The organism is Chitinophaga niabensis (assembly GCF_900129465.1).
GTDB classification, from domain to species: Bacteria; Bacteroidota; Bacteroidia; order Chitinophagales; family Chitinophagaceae; genus Chitinophaga; species Chitinophaga niabensis.
This window is the reverse complement of the sequence record NZ_FSRA01000002.1, coordinates 465,265-482,223: the sequence shown is the minus strand read 5'-3', so window position 1 is coordinate 482,223 and position 16,959 is coordinate 465,265. Positions and strand designations below refer to the sequence as shown.

Annotated in this window: 17 protein-coding genes; 8 read left to right on the top strand and 9 right to left on the bottom strand. The window is 45.6% G+C overall.

What is annotated here, in order from left to right; all coding sequences use genetic code 11:
• The first annotated feature begins 8 nt into the window (after positions 1 to 8).
• Genes rodA through BUR42_RS18800 form a run of 3 tightly spaced genes read left to right on the top strand, consistent with a single transcriptional unit; the run spans position 9 to position 2,405 of the window.
• Positions 9 to 1,295 (top strand): rod shape-determining protein RodA, encoded by a 1,287-nt coding sequence (gene rodA / locus BUR42_RS18810; protein ID WP_074240968.1) that lies wholly within the window; start codon positions 9 to 11, stop codon positions 1,293 to 1,295.
• Between the two features lie 16 nt (positions 1,296 to 1,311).
• Positions 1,312 to 2,064 carry an MBL fold metallo-hydrolase gene (locus tag BUR42_RS18805; RefSeq protein WP_074240967.1) on the top strand — a complete coding sequence of 251 codons (753 nt, stop codon included), beginning with the start codon at positions 1,312 to 1,314 and terminating at the stop codon, positions 2,062 to 2,064.
• Complete coding sequence (locus BUR42_RS18800; protein ID WP_074240966.1) at positions 2,061 to 2,405, top strand: nuclear transport factor 2 family protein; 345 nt, start codon at positions 2,061 to 2,063, stop codon at positions 2,403 to 2,405. Before BUR42_RS18805 ends, BUR42_RS18800 begins: the two co-directional genes overlap by 4 nt.
• Positions 2,406 to 2,408: 3 nt before the next feature.
• On the opposite strand, the gene BUR42_RS18795 is transcribed toward BUR42_RS18800, so the two are convergent.
• The 8 genes from BUR42_RS18795 to BUR42_RS18760 form a co-directional block, all read right to left on the bottom strand.
• Positions 2,409 to 2,900 (bottom strand): hypothetical protein, encoded by a 492-nt coding sequence (locus tag BUR42_RS18795; protein WP_143197517.1) that lies wholly within the window; start codon positions 2,898 to 2,900, stop codon positions 2,409 to 2,411.
• A gap of 5 nt (positions 2,901 to 2,905) precedes the next feature.
• Entirely contained in the window at positions 2,906 to 3,526 is a 621-nt protein-coding gene (locus tag BUR42_RS18790) for a hypothetical protein (protein ID WP_074240964.1), read from the bottom strand.
• Between the two features lie 34 nt (positions 3,527 to 3,560).
• Positions 3,561 to 4,112 carry an RNA polymerase sigma factor gene (locus tag BUR42_RS18785; RefSeq protein ID WP_074240963.1) on the bottom strand — a complete coding sequence of 184 codons (552 nt, stop codon included), beginning with the start codon at positions 4,110 to 4,112 and terminating at the stop codon, positions 3,561 to 3,563.
• Between the two features lie 111 nt (positions 4,113 to 4,223).
• A complete protein-coding gene (locus BUR42_RS18780) occupies positions 4,224 to 5,189 on the bottom strand; it encodes a transketolase family protein (protein WP_074240962.1) in 966 nt (321 codons plus the stop codon).
• Between the two features lie 41 nt (positions 5,190 to 5,230).
• Positions 5,231 to 6,262, bottom strand: coding sequence for a UDP-glucose 4-epimerase GalE (gene galE, locus BUR42_RS18775; RefSeq protein ID WP_074240961.1), 1,032 nt, complete (start codon positions 6,260 to 6,262; stop codon positions 5,231 to 5,233).
• A gap of 46 nt (positions 6,263 to 6,308) precedes the next feature.
• Complete coding sequence (gene rfbA, locus BUR42_RS18770) at positions 6,309 to 7,169, bottom strand: glucose-1-phosphate thymidylyltransferase RfbA (protein ID WP_074240960.1); 861 nt, start codon at positions 7,167 to 7,169, stop codon at positions 6,309 to 6,311.
• A gap of 124 nt (positions 7,170 to 7,293) precedes the next feature.
• Positions 7,294 to 8,307, bottom strand: coding sequence for an inorganic phosphate transporter (locus tag BUR42_RS18765; protein ID WP_074240959.1), 1,014 nt, complete (start codon positions 8,305 to 8,307; stop codon positions 7,294 to 7,296).
• 22 nt (positions 8,308 to 8,329) lie between these two features.
• Complete coding sequence (locus BUR42_RS18760; RefSeq protein WP_074240958.1) at positions 8,330 to 8,980, bottom strand: DUF47 domain-containing protein; 651 nt, start codon at positions 8,978 to 8,980, stop codon at positions 8,330 to 8,332.
• 254 nt (positions 8,981 to 9,234) lie between these two features.
• Between BUR42_RS18760 and BUR42_RS18755 the strand changes: the two genes are divergently transcribed.
• The 5 genes from BUR42_RS18755 (at position 9,235) to BUR42_RS18735 (ending at position 16,537) form a co-directional block, all read left to right on the top strand.
• Entirely contained in the window at positions 9,235 to 10,059 is an 825-nt protein-coding gene (locus tag BUR42_RS18755; RefSeq protein WP_074240957.1) for a UDP-2,3-diacylglucosamine diphosphatase, read from the top strand.
• A 157-nt stretch (positions 10,060 to 10,216) separates the two neighbouring features.
• Positions 10,217 to 10,615 (top strand): hypothetical protein, encoded by a 399-nt coding sequence (locus BUR42_RS18750; protein ID WP_143197516.1) that lies wholly within the window; start codon positions 10,217 to 10,219, stop codon positions 10,613 to 10,615.
• A gap of 214 nt (positions 10,616 to 10,829) precedes the next feature.
• On the top strand, positions 10,830 to 13,592 hold the full coding sequence (locus tag BUR42_RS18745; protein ID WP_143197515.1) for a TonB-dependent receptor: 2,763 nt from the start codon (positions 10,830 to 10,832) through the stop codon (positions 13,590 to 13,592).
• Positions 13,593 to 13,679: 87 nt separating this feature from the next.
• Positions 13,680 to 15,107: a hypothetical protein gene (locus BUR42_RS18740; RefSeq protein WP_074240954.1), complete on the top strand. Its 1,428-nt coding sequence runs from the start codon at positions 13,680 to 13,682 to the stop codon at positions 15,105 to 15,107.
• Positions 15,108 to 15,265: 158 nt separating this feature from the next.
• Positions 15,266 to 16,537, top strand: a complete 1,272-nt coding sequence (locus tag BUR42_RS18735) for a porin (protein ID WP_234979715.1) — start codon at positions 15,266 to 15,268, stop codon at positions 16,535 to 16,537.
• Here the strand turns inward: BUR42_RS18735 and BUR42_RS18730 are convergent.
• Positions 16,534 to 16,944, bottom strand: a complete 411-nt coding sequence (locus BUR42_RS18730) for a hypothetical protein (protein ID WP_074240953.1) — start codon at positions 16,942 to 16,944, stop codon at positions 16,534 to 16,536. The genes BUR42_RS18735 and BUR42_RS18730 overlap by 4 nt on opposite strands.
• Between the last annotated feature and the right edge of the window lie 15 nt (positions 16,945 to 16,959).

The window sequence follows — 16,959 nt, the reverse complement described above, 5'->3', positions numbered from 1 at the left end:
CGATAAAAATGAACCGCTCACAAGCGAAACTTACTGCAGGAATTGACTGGCCCATTTTTGGGCTGTACCTGGCATTGGTGGCAATTGGCCTGATGGCTATTTTCGCTGCTGAGTACAGGGAGGGGGATGATGTGATCCGCAACCTGCTTAGCCAGAATAAGAACTGGGCCCGCCAGGTACTCTGGCTGGGTGTGTCCATGTTCCTGGCCACCGGCATCTGGTTAACGGATAGTAAGTTCTTCACGGCTACAGCGAACCTGTGGTATGCGTTCGGGATGTTGTTACTCCTGATCGTATTGGCGATCGGTACCGGGGTGAAGGGATCCAACTCCTGGCTGGAGTTGGGCAGTTTCCGTTTTCAGCCTGCAGAGCTTACAAAACTATGTACCAACCTGGCCCTGGCGAAATACCTTTCTTCCATGGAAACGGATTTCTCCAAAATGCGTTCCCGACTGATTGCTGCAGCTATGGTACTGGTTCCCTGTGCCATCATTATCCTGCAGGACGAAACCGGTCTTGCCCTGGTATATTTCTGTTTCTTCCTGGTGATGTTCCGCGAAGGTTTACCCGCTGCGCTGCTGGTCATTGCTTTTTCAGGTATCATCCTGGTGTTATCTGCCCTGCTTGTAGATAAATTCATCCTCTTATACATCTTCACCGGTATCGCCGCATTGGTGATCTACTTTTCAAGGAGAGAGATCAGGCGTAAGAAATCGCGGCTGGCCATGATCCTGTCCATCTGGGCTTTCTGTTCTGCCTTCGTACTTTTTGTAGTGCCTTTTGCTTTCACCAAAGTGCTGAAAGATTACCAGGTACGCCGTATTGAAGTAATGCTGGGTAAAGAGAATGATCCCAAGGCCACCTACAATACCCGCCAGAGTATGATTGCCATTGGTTCCGGCGGTTTCTGGGGGAAAGGTTACCTGAAAGGCACACAAACCCGTTTCGACTTTGTTCCGGAACAAAGTACAGACTTCATCTTCTGTACCATCGGGGAAGATTTTGGATTTGTAGGAAGCATCATCTTTATTGGATTATATGTTGCCCTGCTCTTCCGGATCATCTTTATTGCGGAGCGACAGCGGTCTACTTTCAGCCGCGTGTATGCGTACGGGGTAGCCAGTATTATCTTCTTCCACCTTGCTATTAATATTTCCATGACCATCGGTCTTGCCCCTGTGATAGGGATTCCGCTACCGCTGGTGAGTTATGGTGGTTCATCCCTGATGACCTTTACCATGCTCATATTTATTATGTTAAGATTGGATGCGGACAGGCAAATGGTATTACGATAAGCCCTACTTTTGTTACATGGCACGAATCATACCTTTATCAGAAGGAAGTTTTACAGTAGACGGGACCAAGAAATTCCTCCCTTTTGATGATCATAAGGATTCCATGAAAGACAGAACTACAGGCTCTTTGCTTGTAGAGATCCAACCTTTCCTGGTGATCACGGACCGGGACATCCTTTTACTGGATTCCGGCCTCGGTTTCCGCAATGCCAATGGCGTATTACAATTACATCAGAACCTCATAGACGAAGGCATCAACCCCATGGAAGTAACCAAGGTGTTGATGAGCCATCTTCATAAAGATCATGCCGGCGGCATCAGTGTGCAGGACCTCATTACAGGAGAACGCAGCCTGAGCTTTCCGCATGCCACTTATTACGTGAACCGCCAGGAGCTGGATTACGCATTTGCCAACGATGGCAAATCTTATTTAAAGGAAGAAGTGGACCTCTTACCCAAAAGAGATAACGTAGTGCTTACAGAAGGAAATGGTACTATTGATGGATATATACATTATGAAGTAACAGGTGGCCACTGCCCTTATCACCAGGTGTTCCTGATAGACGATGGAGAAGATAAGGTGTTCTTTGGCGGCGACGTGGCTCCACAGATCTCACAAATGAAAAGCCGGTTCATTGCCAAGTACGATTACGATGGTAAACGTACCATGGAATTGCGGCAGGAGTATATGGAAAGAGGGCAGCAGGAAGATTGGACCTTCCTGTTCTATCACGATACAAAGCAACCCACTACAAAATTCTATATATGAGTAATTTCGCCAACGAATGGCTGCAGGCATGGAATTCACATGATCTCGACCAGATCATGGAACATTATTCGGAAAACATTGTTTTCTATTCTCCCTTTATCAAAAAAGTAAATAACGAGGTCTCCGGGCGCATTACCGGTAAAAAGGCTTTACGTGAATACTTCGAACGCGCACTGTCTGTTTACACAGACCTTCATTTTGAATTATACCATGTATTGGAAGGAGTGGACTCCCAGGTGCTATACTATAAAAGTGTAGGTAACAGGCTGGCAGCAGAAATGATGGTGCTGAATGAAGATGGAAAAATTACAGAGGTAAGGGCGCATTATAAAGAGCAGTAAGCATTACGGTCTCTTCCGCAGCATCCGGTTATCCTTCCTTTCTTTCAGCTGGCGGATCATCATAGCGCGGAATTCCCTTTCGCTCCTGTAAATATTTCCCACTTTACGGGCAGGTAATATTTTCATGAACTCCTGCTTGTAACGGGTTTTTATTTCCAGCATTTTGCGTTCATATCCCAGTTCTTTATCCAAGGCTTCTTCCGCTACGGCATCCGTACGCGGCTGGCCTTTCAGTTCCTTGGCTTTACGTTTGCGTTCTGCCAGCAGTTCATTTACTTCCTTCGAATATTTCTTATAAACCGGCCAGAACTTCTCTGCTTCTTCAGAAGTGAGGTCCAGCTCGCGGGAAATGTACAGCAGTTCAAGTGCTTTGATCTTATCCTGTTTGGCGGCAGCATCTTCCTGTGCGGCATCCTGGGCAATAGCATGCCGCACAGGTACCATCACCATGCTTAAAAATCCCATTATCAGCCATATCAGGTTTCTTCTCTTCATGCTCATTATTGATTAAGCGGCAGTTCTTTTAAAAGGTTATCCTCCAGGTAACTTTCTATTTCAGCTTCAGAAAGTTCTTCCGGTAATACGGAGGGGGCCTCTTCTTCTAAAGAAACATTTGTAAAGATATTCTCATTATCGAATGCATCTGTATTTGACTGGAGGAAATCTATAATTTCCTGGTCGCTGATCTGGGCCAGCTGCCTGTCCAGCGAATTGTCCTTATAAGATTTGGACAACATCACGGCGCCTATGCTGATCACACCTGCAACAGCAGCTGCAACAAGGCATCTTTTGAATAGTTTCACCCTGCGGCCCATGGTAACGATCCTGCCGGGCTGTGATTCATTCCTGCGAACGGTCACTTCATGGCCCAATCCCTCAAAATAACCATCCGGCGCCGTAAAAGGTGTTTGTTTTGGCATGGAAGCCAGGAGAGGAGACAGTTCGCTCAGTTCCTCCGCTACATCCTGCTTATTGTCTGCAGCATGAATGGCCGCCATCAGGCTTGCCGGAAATGTTTCAAAGTACCCTGAAGGCACGGAATAAGCCGGGGAATCTCCCAAAACCTCTAAAGAAGGGGCCACCTCCTTTAATTCATCCACTATGTCTTTCCCTTTGTGCATATTAATAAGACGATATTTATCTGCTATGGTTTAATCAGTTGTTTTTAAGGAAATCTTCTACTTTTTTCACAGCATGGTGATAAGATGCTTTTAGCGCCCCTTCGGATGTTTCCAATACCCTGCTCATTTCCTCGTATGGCATTTCTTCGTAATACCGGAGGTTAAACACCACCCGCTGCTTTTCCGGCAGGCTGAGGATGGCTTTTTGCAGCTTCCATTCCACCTTATTAGCATCGTATTGGGTATCTGCCTGCAGTTTATTGCTTAGGCCGGTTTCTACATCAGACAGGGAGATGGCTGATTTACGTTTCTGCTGATCCAGGAAAGTAAGGCTTTCGTTAGTGGCAATTTTGTACAACCAGGTATACAGGCGGGCATCTTCCCGGAAGGAATCCAGGCTTTTCCAAACCTTAATGAACACGTTTTGCAATACATCGTTTGCATCCTCATGATCTATCACCAGGCGCCGGATATGCCAATACAATCGTTCCTGGTACTTCCGCACAATGAGCGTGAATCCCTTCTCTTTTGTATCCGGCTGTCCATATAGTGCTATTAACTCTTTATCTTCTTGCGTTACAGCCATAGGCGGTTAAACAGTATATACTCCTGTAAAATAAATATAACCAATATCCCTAAAACAGAAAAAAACCATCCTTAGGATGGTTTTTTTGCCCGGAAGTTTAATCTTCCTGGATTATTTAGCCTTTTTACGGGCAAGTGCCTTTTCAGCCGCTGCAACAATATGCGGTGTGTCCAGGCCATATTTTGTTAATAGTTCTGTTGGTTTGCCACTTTCCCCGAAAGTATCGTTGGTACCAACGTATTCAATGGGGATAGGGAAATTACGGGCTGCCACCTGTGCAACGCTGTCTCCCAGGCCGCCAAGCACGTTGTGTTCTTCTGCAGTTACAGCACAACCTGTTTTTTTGATGGATTTGATGATCGCTTCCTCATCCAGTGGTTTAATGGTGTGGATGTTGATCAGTTCCACGCTGTATCCTTTTTCTTCGAGGATGCGGCCGGCTTCAATACATTTCCATACCAGGTGGCCACAGGCAAAGAGGGTGATATCTGTACCTTCATTGAGTACCTGGGCTTTTCCGATCTGGAATTCCTGGTTCTCAGGGGTGAAATTGGGCCATTTTGGGCGGCCAAAACGGAGATATACCGGTCCTTCGTAATCAGCAATAGCGATGGTGGCTGCTTTGGTCTGATTGAAGTCACATGGTACGATCACGGTCATACCCGGCAGCATTTTCATCATGCCGATGTCTTCCAGGATCTGGTGGGTAGCGCCATCTTCACCTAAAGTTAAACCGGCGTGGGAAGCACAGATCTTCACATTCTTGCCGGAATAGGCAACAGACTGGCGGATCTGATCGTACACACGGCCAGTGGAAAAGTTAGCGAAAGTAGTAGTGTATGGAATTTTACCGCCGATGGTCATACCGGCAGCCACCCCGATCATATTGGCTTCTGCAATACCGCATTGTACAAAGCGGTCCGGGAATTCTTTGATAAAGGCCTGCAATTTCATGGATCCTAACAGGTCTGCAGTGAGCGCGATCACGTTAGGGTTCCTTTTTCCCGCTTCCAGGATACCTTCACCGAATCCTCCACGGGTTTCCTTTTCGTTCAATACTTGTATATCTTTTACCATTATGCCTGAGATTTGTGCCGCAAAGCTAGCAAAATAAAGAATTAATTATTTAAAACCCTGTCGCGCAGCGCTATCTCCCACTGCCAGGCGGTGCGCATCATATCGTCGATGCCAAATTGGGGCGCCCATCCCAGTTTTTCCTTTGCTTTGGTATTATTAGCATAGATGGCTATTACGTCGCCGGGCCTTTCAGCACCCAGCTCATAGTTCAGTTTTACGCCGGAGATCTTTTCGAATGCCTTGATGGCTTCCAGTACGGTTACGCCATCTCCGGTACCCAGGTTGAACACCTCGCATTTTTCGCTGTTACGTTTATCGATCAGGTATTGCAGTGCTTTTGTATGTGCGTTGGCAATATCACTTACATGTACGTAATCGCGGATGCAGGAACCATCGCGGGTAGGGTATTGGGTGCCAAAAACCGTTACCTTGGGCAGTTTGCCGATAGCAGTTTGCGTGATAACAGGTACCAGGTTATCCGGTTTGCCCAGTGGCAGTTCTCCGATCAGTGCAGAAGCATGTGCGCCCACAGGATTGAAGTAACGGAGCAGGATATTCTGTGTATCGTTTACCCGGCTGAAATCCTCGATCATCTGCTCGCCCATTTGTTTGGTACGTGCATATGGGCTTTGAGCTTCACCCAGCGGGGTTTCTTCTACTACAGGTAAGGCAGTGGTATTGCCGTATACGGAGCAGGAAGAAGAGAATACGAAGTTGGGGATCTTATATTCCTTGATGCATTTCAGCACATTTACAAGGGAAGTGAGGTTGTTCTGAAAATAGAATAAAGGATCATTAACAGATTCACCCACACTTTTCAGGGCGGCAAAATGAATAACGCCCACAATATCCCTGTTTTCATGGAACACGGCATTGGTATCTTCCAGGTTGCAAAGGTCCACTTTATAGTTACGTACCTTTTTACCGGTGATCTTTTCCACGCCGTCCAGCAGTTGCGGGGTGCTGCGGATATTACTGTCTACGGAAACAACGTCAAATCCATTATTGATCAGATCTACGATGGTATGGGATCCTATGTATCCACAACCTCCTGTGACGAGGACTTTTTGCATTGCTTATTGGTTAGATGTTAGATGAGATAAAAGTAATACAGCCAATTTATTTTACCAGGTTCATTAAATATTCCCCGTAACCGCTCTTCACCAGCGGTTTTGCGAGCTTTTCCAGTTGTTCTCTGTCAATGAACCCTTTGCGATAAGCGATCTCTTCGATGCAGGCTACTTTAATACCCTGCCTTTGTTCTATCACCTGTACAAACTGGGAAGCCTGCATCAGTGAATCAAACGTTCCTGTATCCAGCCAGGCGGTGCCGCGTGGCAGGATGGATACCTTTAATTTACCTCTGCGCAGGTATTCCCTGTTCACATCTGTGATCTCATATTCCCCGCGTGGGCTGGGTTGCAGCTTTTCTGCAATGTCCACCACGGCATTATCATAGAAATATAAACCCGGCACAGCATAGCTGGATTTAGGTTTAGCCGGTTTTTCCTCAATGGATACTGCCTGCATACTGGCATCAAATTCTACCACACCATAACGTTCCGGGTCCGATACCTGGTATGCATATACGATCCCGCCCTCAGGACTGGCATTATTGGCCAGCTGGGTGCCCAGGCCGGCTCCGTAAAAGATATTATCTCCCAAAACCAGCGCCACATTATCCTTTCCTATAAATTCCTTTCCTATCACAAAAGCCTGTGCCAGTCCATTGGGAATGGCTTGTTCCGCATAAGACAATTGAAGACCAAACTGGCTGCCATCGCCAAACAGGCGTTGGAAAGACGGAAGGTCGTGCGGGGTGCTGATGATCAGTATTTCCCGGATACCAGCCAGCATCAGGGTGGAAAGGGGGTAATAGATCATCGGTTTGTCGTACACCGGCATGATCTGTTTACTGATAGCATATGTAATGGGGTGCAGCCTGGTCCCTGAACCGCCTGCGAGGATAATTCCTTTCATGGAAAATCAATCTTTTGGAGGCACAAAAATAGGCGGTCTTCTTTACTTGCCATAATTTGATTTGTAAAAAAAGAAAAGCCCCCGTAGTTGCGGGGGCTTTTCCTGTATATAAAGCACATGATGCTTAGATAAAGATACTTACGATAAAATATACCACAGAAGCCAGCAAGGCACTGATGGGGATGGTCAATATCCAGGCCCAGAGCAGGTTTACGGTAACACCCCAACGAACGGCAGAGAGCCTTTTGGTAGCACCTACCCCAATGATGGAACCTGTGATGGTATGTGTGGTACTTACAGGAATAGCCAGGCTTTCAGAAAGGAACAGCGTAATGGCACCTGCCGTTTCAGCGCTCACACCCTCAAGCGGCGTTACTTTCGTGATGCGGGTCCCCATTGTTTTAACGATCTTCCAGCCACCACTGAGCGTTCCCAGCGCTATGCAGGTAAAACAGGCAAATGGTACCCAGGACGGGATATCTTTCAGGGTATGTACACCTTCAATACCTCCGTGAGCCACCATGGCCGCAGCGATAATACCCATTACTTTCTGGGCATCGTTACCGCCGTGGCCAAGGCTGAATGCTGCAGAAGATACTAATTGCAACCGTTTGAACCAGTTATCCGCCCTGTAAGGGTTAGCCCTTTTACAGATATTTACAATGATCACCGTAATAATAAAGGCCACCACCATACCAATAAAGGGAGCCAGCACAATGAAATATACGGTAGGCAATACTTTGGCATAGTTGATCACATCAAAGGAACCGCCTGCATTTGTTACGGCTGCTCCAATAAAACCACCTATCAGCGTATGGGAAGAACTGGATGGAATACCATACCACCAGGTCAGCAGGTTCCAGGCGATAGCGGCTACCAGCCCGGAAAAGATCACTTTGAGCGTAATGTATTGTTCAAAAATGGATTTGGCAATGGTATTACCTACTTTGAACTCCCCGTAAACATATTTGGAAATAAAGAATGCCGCGAAGTTGAAGAGCGCTGCCCATAATACCGCCTGGAAAGGAGTGAGCACTTTGGTGGACACGATGGTAGCAATAGAGTTGGCAGCATCGTGAAAACCATTGATATAATCGAAAATGAAAGCCAGTATAATAATTATAACCAGAAAGACCATGGGAGTAAAAAATTAACCGCTACTATGCGTATTTGATGATGATGGTTTCTATCACATTGGCGGAGTCTTCGCACTTGTCAGTAGCGATTTCCAAAGCCTGATAGATCTCGCGCATCTTGATCAGCTCCACAGCATTGCTTTCCTGTTCAAACAGATCGGCAATAGCCCTGTCGTAAATATCGTCTGCATGGTTTTCCAGGCTGTTGATCTTTACACAGGCATCTGTGATAACGCGCATATTGCTCATATTACGCAGTTCGGGAATGGCCCGTGCCAGTTCCTGTACGCCCTGGTTAATGAGATCAGCCAGTTTTCTTACACTGTCGTTGATCTCACCCACTTTGTATATGTCTATCCTTTTTGCAGACCCATGGATGTAATCCGCCACGTCATCAAGCGTGGAAGCCAGATAGTGGATATCCTCCCGGTCAAAAGGAGTAATGAAGTTCTGACCTAATTCAACAAAAATACGGTGTGTGTAATCGTCGTTCTTATGCTCCAGGCGTTCTATGAGATGCACTTTATCCTTGCGGACCTGCATATCCTTGGTCTCCACCAGTTCTACCAGTACTTTGCCCATCTCCACAAGGTTTGCTGCCACATCCTCAAAAAGAGAATAGAATACCCTGTCTTTAGGCATGAACAACTTAACGATAGAATTAAAGCCTCCCATATGTTTGTGTGTTAGTTGAAAATTTTGCCGCAAAAATAGCCTTCAGCAGGTATAGGAGCCAAAAAAAAGTGAGAATTAATAATTTGGTAACACTGTATTAATATAAAAGTAATATAGCAAATTTTCCTTTGCATAAGGAAATCAATTGCCTACAACACCTCCTATACCGTGAAATTTAGCTTTTTCATATAATCTAACAATTATATATCAAAATAGTTTGAAAACGGTGCAAGTGGTTCACTTATAACAGAAAAATGTCCGATAAACGCCCATTAGATATAGTCGTGATCTCCGATGTACACCTTGGGATCTACGGCTGCCACGCAAAGGAACTGGTAAATTACCTGGATTCAATAGATCCCCGGATCCTCATCCTCAACGGTGATATCATCGATATCTGGCAATTCAGCAAGCGATTCTTCCCAAAATCCCATACCAAAGTGATCCGCCGCATCCTGAAAATGATCGGAAAGGGCACCGAAGTGTATTACCTCACCGGGAACCACGACGAGGCTTTGCGGAAATATGCCGGTTTCAACCTCAGCAATTTTGTGATCGATAATAAACTGATCCTGGATGTGGATGGTAAACGCCACTGGTTTTTCCATGGGGATGTATATGACGTGACCATGAAAAACTCCAAATGGCTCGCCAAGCTCGGAGGAAAGGGATATGATATCCTGATCATCCTCAACCGCCTGGTGAATCACCTGCTGGAAAGAATGGGCCGGGAAAAGATGTCGTTTTCAAAGAAAGTGAAGGATAGTGTAAAGCAGGCCGTGAAGTTCATATCAGATTTTGAGCAGACCGTAGCGGATATTGCAGCGGATAAAGAATTTGATGTGGTTTGCTGCGGGCATATCCATCAGCCGATCATTAAAGAGATGGCGGCGAATGGTAAAACCGTTACTTACCTGAACTCGGGAGACTGGGTGGAAAACCTTACCTCGCTGGAATACAACCAGGGGGCATGGACGCTTTACCAGCACGCAGATAAAAAAGTAACAGCTACTGAAGAAGAGGAAGAAGGTATACTGGATTGGGGAGCTGCCCGCGTGATCACTTTCCCTGCAAGTTAATTCTCAAGGTTATATATAATGGATACCTATGCTACCCTGTCGCAGTCCTATGCCTTAATAGTCAATCAGTTGTTAATATTTAATTCACAATAACGTAACCTCTCATTAATGTTTAATTAACCGTTAAACAGTAAGTTTGGGGAACCAGTAAGAATATATGATGAAGACGCTCAAGTTACATCCATTAATGACCATTTCCTTGTTACAGATGCAGATTCAGCGGTTGCTCCATTGTAATGTGGCGGTATATATCCACCACTCCCTGGCCAATACGTTTGATACTTTAAAAGAAGCTGGACTGGAAAATGAAGCCATGGTTGAACACCCGATCGATGAAACACTCAGTTTACGGGAGTTCGAAGAAGAGTTGGAAGAGAAATTCAACTTTTCCATGGAACTGTGCAACAAAGATTCCAAACCATTTACGAATAAAAGCATCCGTTTATTCCAGATCACGCCATGCAGTGAAGGAGAAACAGGAAAGCAACTGGATATTTCTTTAGAGCTGCTGGCTAAACAGGCAAGAGGATCTAATCAACAGAACCGCGCGGTTTAGTTTTCAATGTTACCAAACTGATAAAACACCGGAAACCATATCTTCAATTAATTCATTATTTATAGCTTATTGTTGTTCACCATATCGCACCCTATAAGGCGCTTGCCGTTGTTAATAATTCTTTAATAATTTCTTAACATTTAACATTCTGGTAATACTGGCTTAACATTGGCGTAATAACCCCACGGTAGTTTTGCGGCATAAATCAAAGCACGTGAAACGTAATATTATCGTTGTACAGGTATTAGCCTTGTTATTACTTTGTATGGGTGTTTCAGCCCAAACCGGTGGAAGAGTTACCGGTAAAGTTACAGACAAAAGAACAGGAGAGGCGCTGATAGGGGTAACAGTATTAGTTCAGGGTACAAGCCTGGGTGGTGTTACAGATGTTGAGGGACGTTATACCATTAATCTTACTCCCGGAACCTATACCTTATTATATAAGCTGATGAGCTACCAAACCAAATCCATTGCGGATGTGGTTGTTAAAAACGGAGCTGCCGCCAACCAGGATGTTGTACTGGATGAACCTAAATCCCAGGACCTGAAAGAATTTGTAGTACAGGGTTCTGCCCGTACTGAAACATTGAATGCATTACTAACCCTGCAAAAGAATACCAACACTGTTGCACAGGTTGTATCTGCTGAATCCATTAAAAAATCCCCGGACCGCAATACCAGTGAGGTACTGAAAAGGGTTTCCGGCGCTTCTATGCAGGATGGTAAATTCCTGGTAGTAAGGGGGCTGGCGGATCGTTACAACCAGGCTACTATTAACGGCGCATTGCTGCCCAGCACAGAGCCTGACCGTAAAACTTTCGCATTCGATATCTTCCCTTCTTCTATTATAGATAACATTGTGATCAACAAAGCTGCCACACCTGAAATGCCTGGTGAATTTGCAGGTGGCCTTGTACAGATCAATACAAAAGATGTTCCGGACGATAACTTCGTGAACTTCACCATCGGAAGCGGTTTTAATACTAAAACCATTGGTAAGGATTTCCACACTTATAAAGGAGGTGGCCTGGATATCTTTGGTTTGGATGATGGTACCCGTAAGTTGAACACCGCATTCCCCAGCACAGCGGACCTGCGTTCTTACACAGCAGCGGCCAGAGCGGAATTTGGCCAGTATCTGAATGATACATGGAGTGCCAATAGCAAAAATGCTCCCATGAACACCAACTTCCAGGTGAGCGCAGGATTCAGAGGTAAGCAAAGTTCTTCAAAAGGATTTGGTGGCGTATTCTCTATCAGCTACAATAAACAAAACCGTTTGATAGACATCAACCGTAACCTGTATGAACTGGATGGTTCTCCCCGTTTTGAATATAACGACCTCGTAAGCACGCAGAATACCCTCCTGGGTGGTATCGCCAACCTTACTTACAGGATCGGTAAATCAAAGTTCAGCTGGAAGAACTCTTACAGCATCAACAGTAATGACCAGACAACACTGCGTAACGGTGCGGATATTGATGCGGATGCCCGTAACCTGATCAGGAGCCAGGAATTAGCCTTTACATCTAACCGTTTATACAACTCACAACTGATAGGGGATCACTTCCTGAGAGCAGGTAATTACCGTATCCGGTGGAATGCAAACGTAGCTTTGCTGAACCAGGACGTGCCTGATCTGAGAAGGTTAAAATATTCATCTGTGAATGGCAGTGAATTTTTCGCCAACATTCCCGCAAATACAGGTTCTCCCCGTAATGCCGGCCGTTTTTACTCCAACCTGGATGAGAACACATTTGGAGGTTCTGCAGATATCGCGAAAACATTCAAAATGGGCGGTAACCAGCAGCAGATCAAAGTGGGCGGATTGTTCCAGCGGAAAGACAGGATCTTCCGCGCAAGGGCCCTGGCCATTATCCGTGGTAGTGCAGCAGATAACCTCGTTTTCCTGAGCCCGGATAAGATCCTGGCTAAAGAGAACTATGGTGCCGATAAATTTTACCTGGACGATCTGACCAGTAATTCAGACAGCTACAATGCTTATTCCAACCTGGGTGCAGGTTTCCTTCAGTTCGATAACCAGATCGGTGAAAAGATCCGCCTGGTATGGGGTGCAAGGGTAGAATACTTCCTGCAGAACCTGCAGTCTCCCAATCTTCCGATTGTTGAGAACTCCTCAACAGATGTATTGCCTTCTTTGAACTTTACTTATCTCCTTAATAGTAAAACAAACATCCGGGTATCTGCTTCTCAAACAGTAGCACGCCCAGAGTTCAGGGAGATCTCTCCTTTCAGTTTCTACGATTTTGAAAGGAACGGTCTGGTATTTGGCCGTACTGATCTTACCCGTTCCAAGATCACCAATGTGGATGCCCGCTATGAGATCTATCCTAAAGCAGGAGAGGTGCTTACTTTAGGTGTGTTCTACAAATATTTTGATACTCCCATAGAAACAAACTACGAAACACAACAAGGTGCGCCTTTCTTCTCTTACCAGAATGCCAAGAGCGCTACCAGCCTTGGAATTGAATTGGATTTCCGTAAGAACCTGGGCTTTATCAAAAGTGGTTTCCTGGAAAGGCTGACTGTATTCTCCAACGCCGCATTGATCAAGAGTGAAGTGAAATTTCCTGCAGGATTTGTAGGCACAAGGAACAGGCCAATGCAGGGCCAGAGCCCCTATGTAGTGAATGCCGGTATCCAGTTTGATGCACCTGAAGCAGGTACCAATGCATCTGTTCTCTTCAACGTGATCGGCAAACGTATTGCCCAGGTAGGTAATGCAGACTTCCCGGATGTTTGGGAAAACCCACGCCCATTGCTTGACTTCCAGATCACACAACGCATCTTCAAAAATGCAGACCTGAAACTGACCGCATCAGATATCCTGAGCAGCAAAGGCATCTACTACTGGGAGCGTAACGGAGATAAGAAATATGACGCATCAAAGGACCTGGTTATCAATAAATTTAACTTCGGAACCAACCTGGGCGTGTCTTTCAGCTATAAATTCTGATCCGGTTTGTTAACACAAGCTTAAAGAACAGTTAACATTGAAGTAATCTGCCGTTTGGACTTTTGAACTTTAAATAAAGAAATTATTATGAAAAAAAGCCTGGTTGCTTTAGCAGTATTTGCAACATTGATCATCTCAGCATGTTCAAAAAACAATAACCCGCTTCCTAACCCGGGCGGTGGAGAATCTGATACACTGAGAGGCGAGATCAAAGCCAACAGAACATTGAAAACCGGTAAAACCTATTACATCTCCGGTGCTACATTAGTAAAGAATTCAGCTGTACTGACCATTGAGCCAGGTGTGGTTATCAAAGGTATTAAAGGTACCAAAGCAGTATTGATCATCACCCGCGGTTCTAAGATCATGGCTGAAGGTACTGCTCAAAAACCTATCGTATTTACTTCTAACCAGGCTGCAGGTGCAAGGAACTATGCTGACTGGGGTGGTGTGGTTTTATTAGGTAAAGCAAAAGTGAACACTTCTATTGATGGTGTAGCTAACAGAAGGTTGCTGGAAGGTTTCAGCCCTGATGAAGTAGCTACCCTGAAAGATGATATCGTTGGTGGTGGCGATGATGATAACGATAACTCCGGTGTGATGAAATATGTTCGTATCGAGTTTGCAGGTATCGCATTGTCCAGCATAGCCAACTCAGAGCTCAACAGTCTTACTTTTGTAGGTGTTGGTAAAGGAACTGTGATCGATTATATCCAATGTTCATATGGTGGCGACGATTCTTTCGAGTGGTTCGGTGGTAACGTGAATGCAAAACACCTGATCGCTTTCCGTGGCCTGGATGATGATTTTGATACAGATAATGGTTTTACCGGCCGTGTACAGTTCGGTATCTCTATCCGCGATAAGGACATCTCTGATAAAGACAACTCTTCAGGCGCTTCCAATGGTTTCGAATCTGATAACGATGCAAACGGTACAGATAATACACCTTTCACTGCACCTGTTTTCTCTAACTTCACTTTCCTCGGACCATGGGCTATCAATAACGGTACGGACATTCCAACCAATAACGTGTTCCGCCGTGGTGCACATATCCGCCTGAACTCCCGCCTGTCTATCTATAACTCTGTGATCGCTGGTTTCCCTACCGGTATCCTGATAGATGGTGATAAATCTGCGCTGGCTACTGCTGCAGAACTGGATATCCGTAATACTTTCGTAGGTGTTGCTTCTGCTAATAAACTGGAAGTGAAACTGGTTGCCGGCACCCTCAATCTCAAAACCTGGTTCATGACTGCTGACCGTGTGAATGATACAACTTACAATACTGTTGATCAATATAAATTTGCAAAAGTAAGCGGCCTGGCTGCGAGCTACGCGGATATTGATGTTCGCCCTGTTGCTGGTTCTCCGCTGATCGGAAAAGGTGCTTTCACTGCAGGTAAATCAACTGATGCATTCTTCACCAAAGTAACTTACGCTGGTGCACTGGATGTAGCTGATACCTGGATCAACACCTGGACTAACTTCGATCCTAAGAACGCGTCTTACTAATCTGCTGTAAGTACACTTCGTTTAGCAATAATTGATTCTAACCGTTCCGGCATATGCCGGAACGGTTTTTTCTTTTTAGCACAGGAAACGTATTTTTGCCGTTTCTAAATGGTTTTTTCATGCTGAAAGTCCGCTTCCTGGGGGTAATTTTTCTTATAATGTGTGCGTCTGCAGCCCGCGGGCAGTTCCTGATGGACATGATAGATACCACTACCAACCTGGGCAAAGGCATGATCTCCATCTATAAGAAATTTGACCATCTGAGGATCAGCGGATATATGCAACCCCAGTTCCAGTTTGCTTCCGGCAAAGGGATTGAAAGCTATGCCGGCGGGGATTTCCCAGCTAAAGTGAACAACCGCTTTATGTTACGCCGCGGCCGCGTGCGTTTCGACTATGCCCACTTCAATAAAAGGAACCTCCCTACCGTACAGTTCGTATTCCAGTTTGATGGCACGGAGAGGGGCGTGAACATCCGGGACTTCTGGGGCCGGGTGTTTGATGGAAAATGGGATGTGGCGGCATTGACCATGGGGATGTTTGCCCGGCCTTTCGGATATGAGGTGAACCTTTCTTCCGGAGACAGGGAAGCGCCGGAACGTGGCCGCATGAGCCAGATCCTCATGAAAAGCGAACGGGACATGGGAGCCATGCTCACCTTTGAACCCCGCCAGAAATCACATCCCTTACATTTACTCAAAGTGGATATAGGTATGTTCAATGGCCAGGGCCTTGCCGGACCCGCAGACTTTGACAGTCATAAGGACCTGATAGCAAGAGTAGCCCTGAAGCCGATGGATATTAATCACAGCGGCTGGTTATTATCTGCAGGCGCTTCTGTATTGTACGGCGGCATGGAGCAGTTCACCAAAGTGAGATATACCATGGTGGATGTGAAAGATGATTTTACGGTAGATTCCGCGGAAACAAATGTAGGGAGGATAGCGCCCCGGCATTATTATGGTGCAGACGCACAATTGCTGATCCCTAACACGCACGGTTCTACGCAATTCAGAGCGGAATACATCAGAGGTACGCAAACAGCAACCTACGGCACTACGGAAACACCGGGGGTGATCCCCATGGAACGGAATGTTTTAGCACCGATATATATCAGGGATTTTGATGGCGCTTATTTTTGCTTCCTGCAACACCTCGGCAGCGCCAAACATCAGCTGGTATTGAAATACGACTGGTATGATCCCAACACGCATATCCAAGGAAAACTGATCGGGCATCCCGGTACACACATCAGCGCTTCGGATATCCGTTACGATACCTTTGGCGCTGGTTATGTGTTATATTTTAATGAGAACATGAAAGCCACTTTCTGGTTCGACAGGGTGTGGAACGAAAGTACCTCGCTGGAGGGATTCACTTCTGATGTGGATGATAATGTATTCACAGCCCGGCTGCAATACCGGTTCTAATCCTTCTTTTCATATTTCCTGCTGGTATAACCTGTTCCACACCATCCGGGGTTATAATCCATTTTGAATTCCTTAGCGGATAACCTTTCAATAAAGAGCCTTCCCCGGTCAATAAACAAACTGTCGCCCGTTAACCTGAGGATCTTAATATTTGCGGTTGAATCCGTTACTGTAAAAGTTCCTGTGGATGCATAATAATTACCCCTGGTAAAGGAGTAAGTAGCATTGGATCTAAGGATCAGTATACTGCTGTCAGCAGCTGGAACCGGCTTCCAGGCCCTGTCTATGGCATAAGGTTCAGACAATGCGTTTAATTCCCAACGTCCGTTGAGAGAACCATCATAAGTAGCATTATCTTTTTTGCAGGCAGCAAAAGCAATCAGAACTATGAGTAAGTTCCTTTTCATAAAGTGGTTTATTGA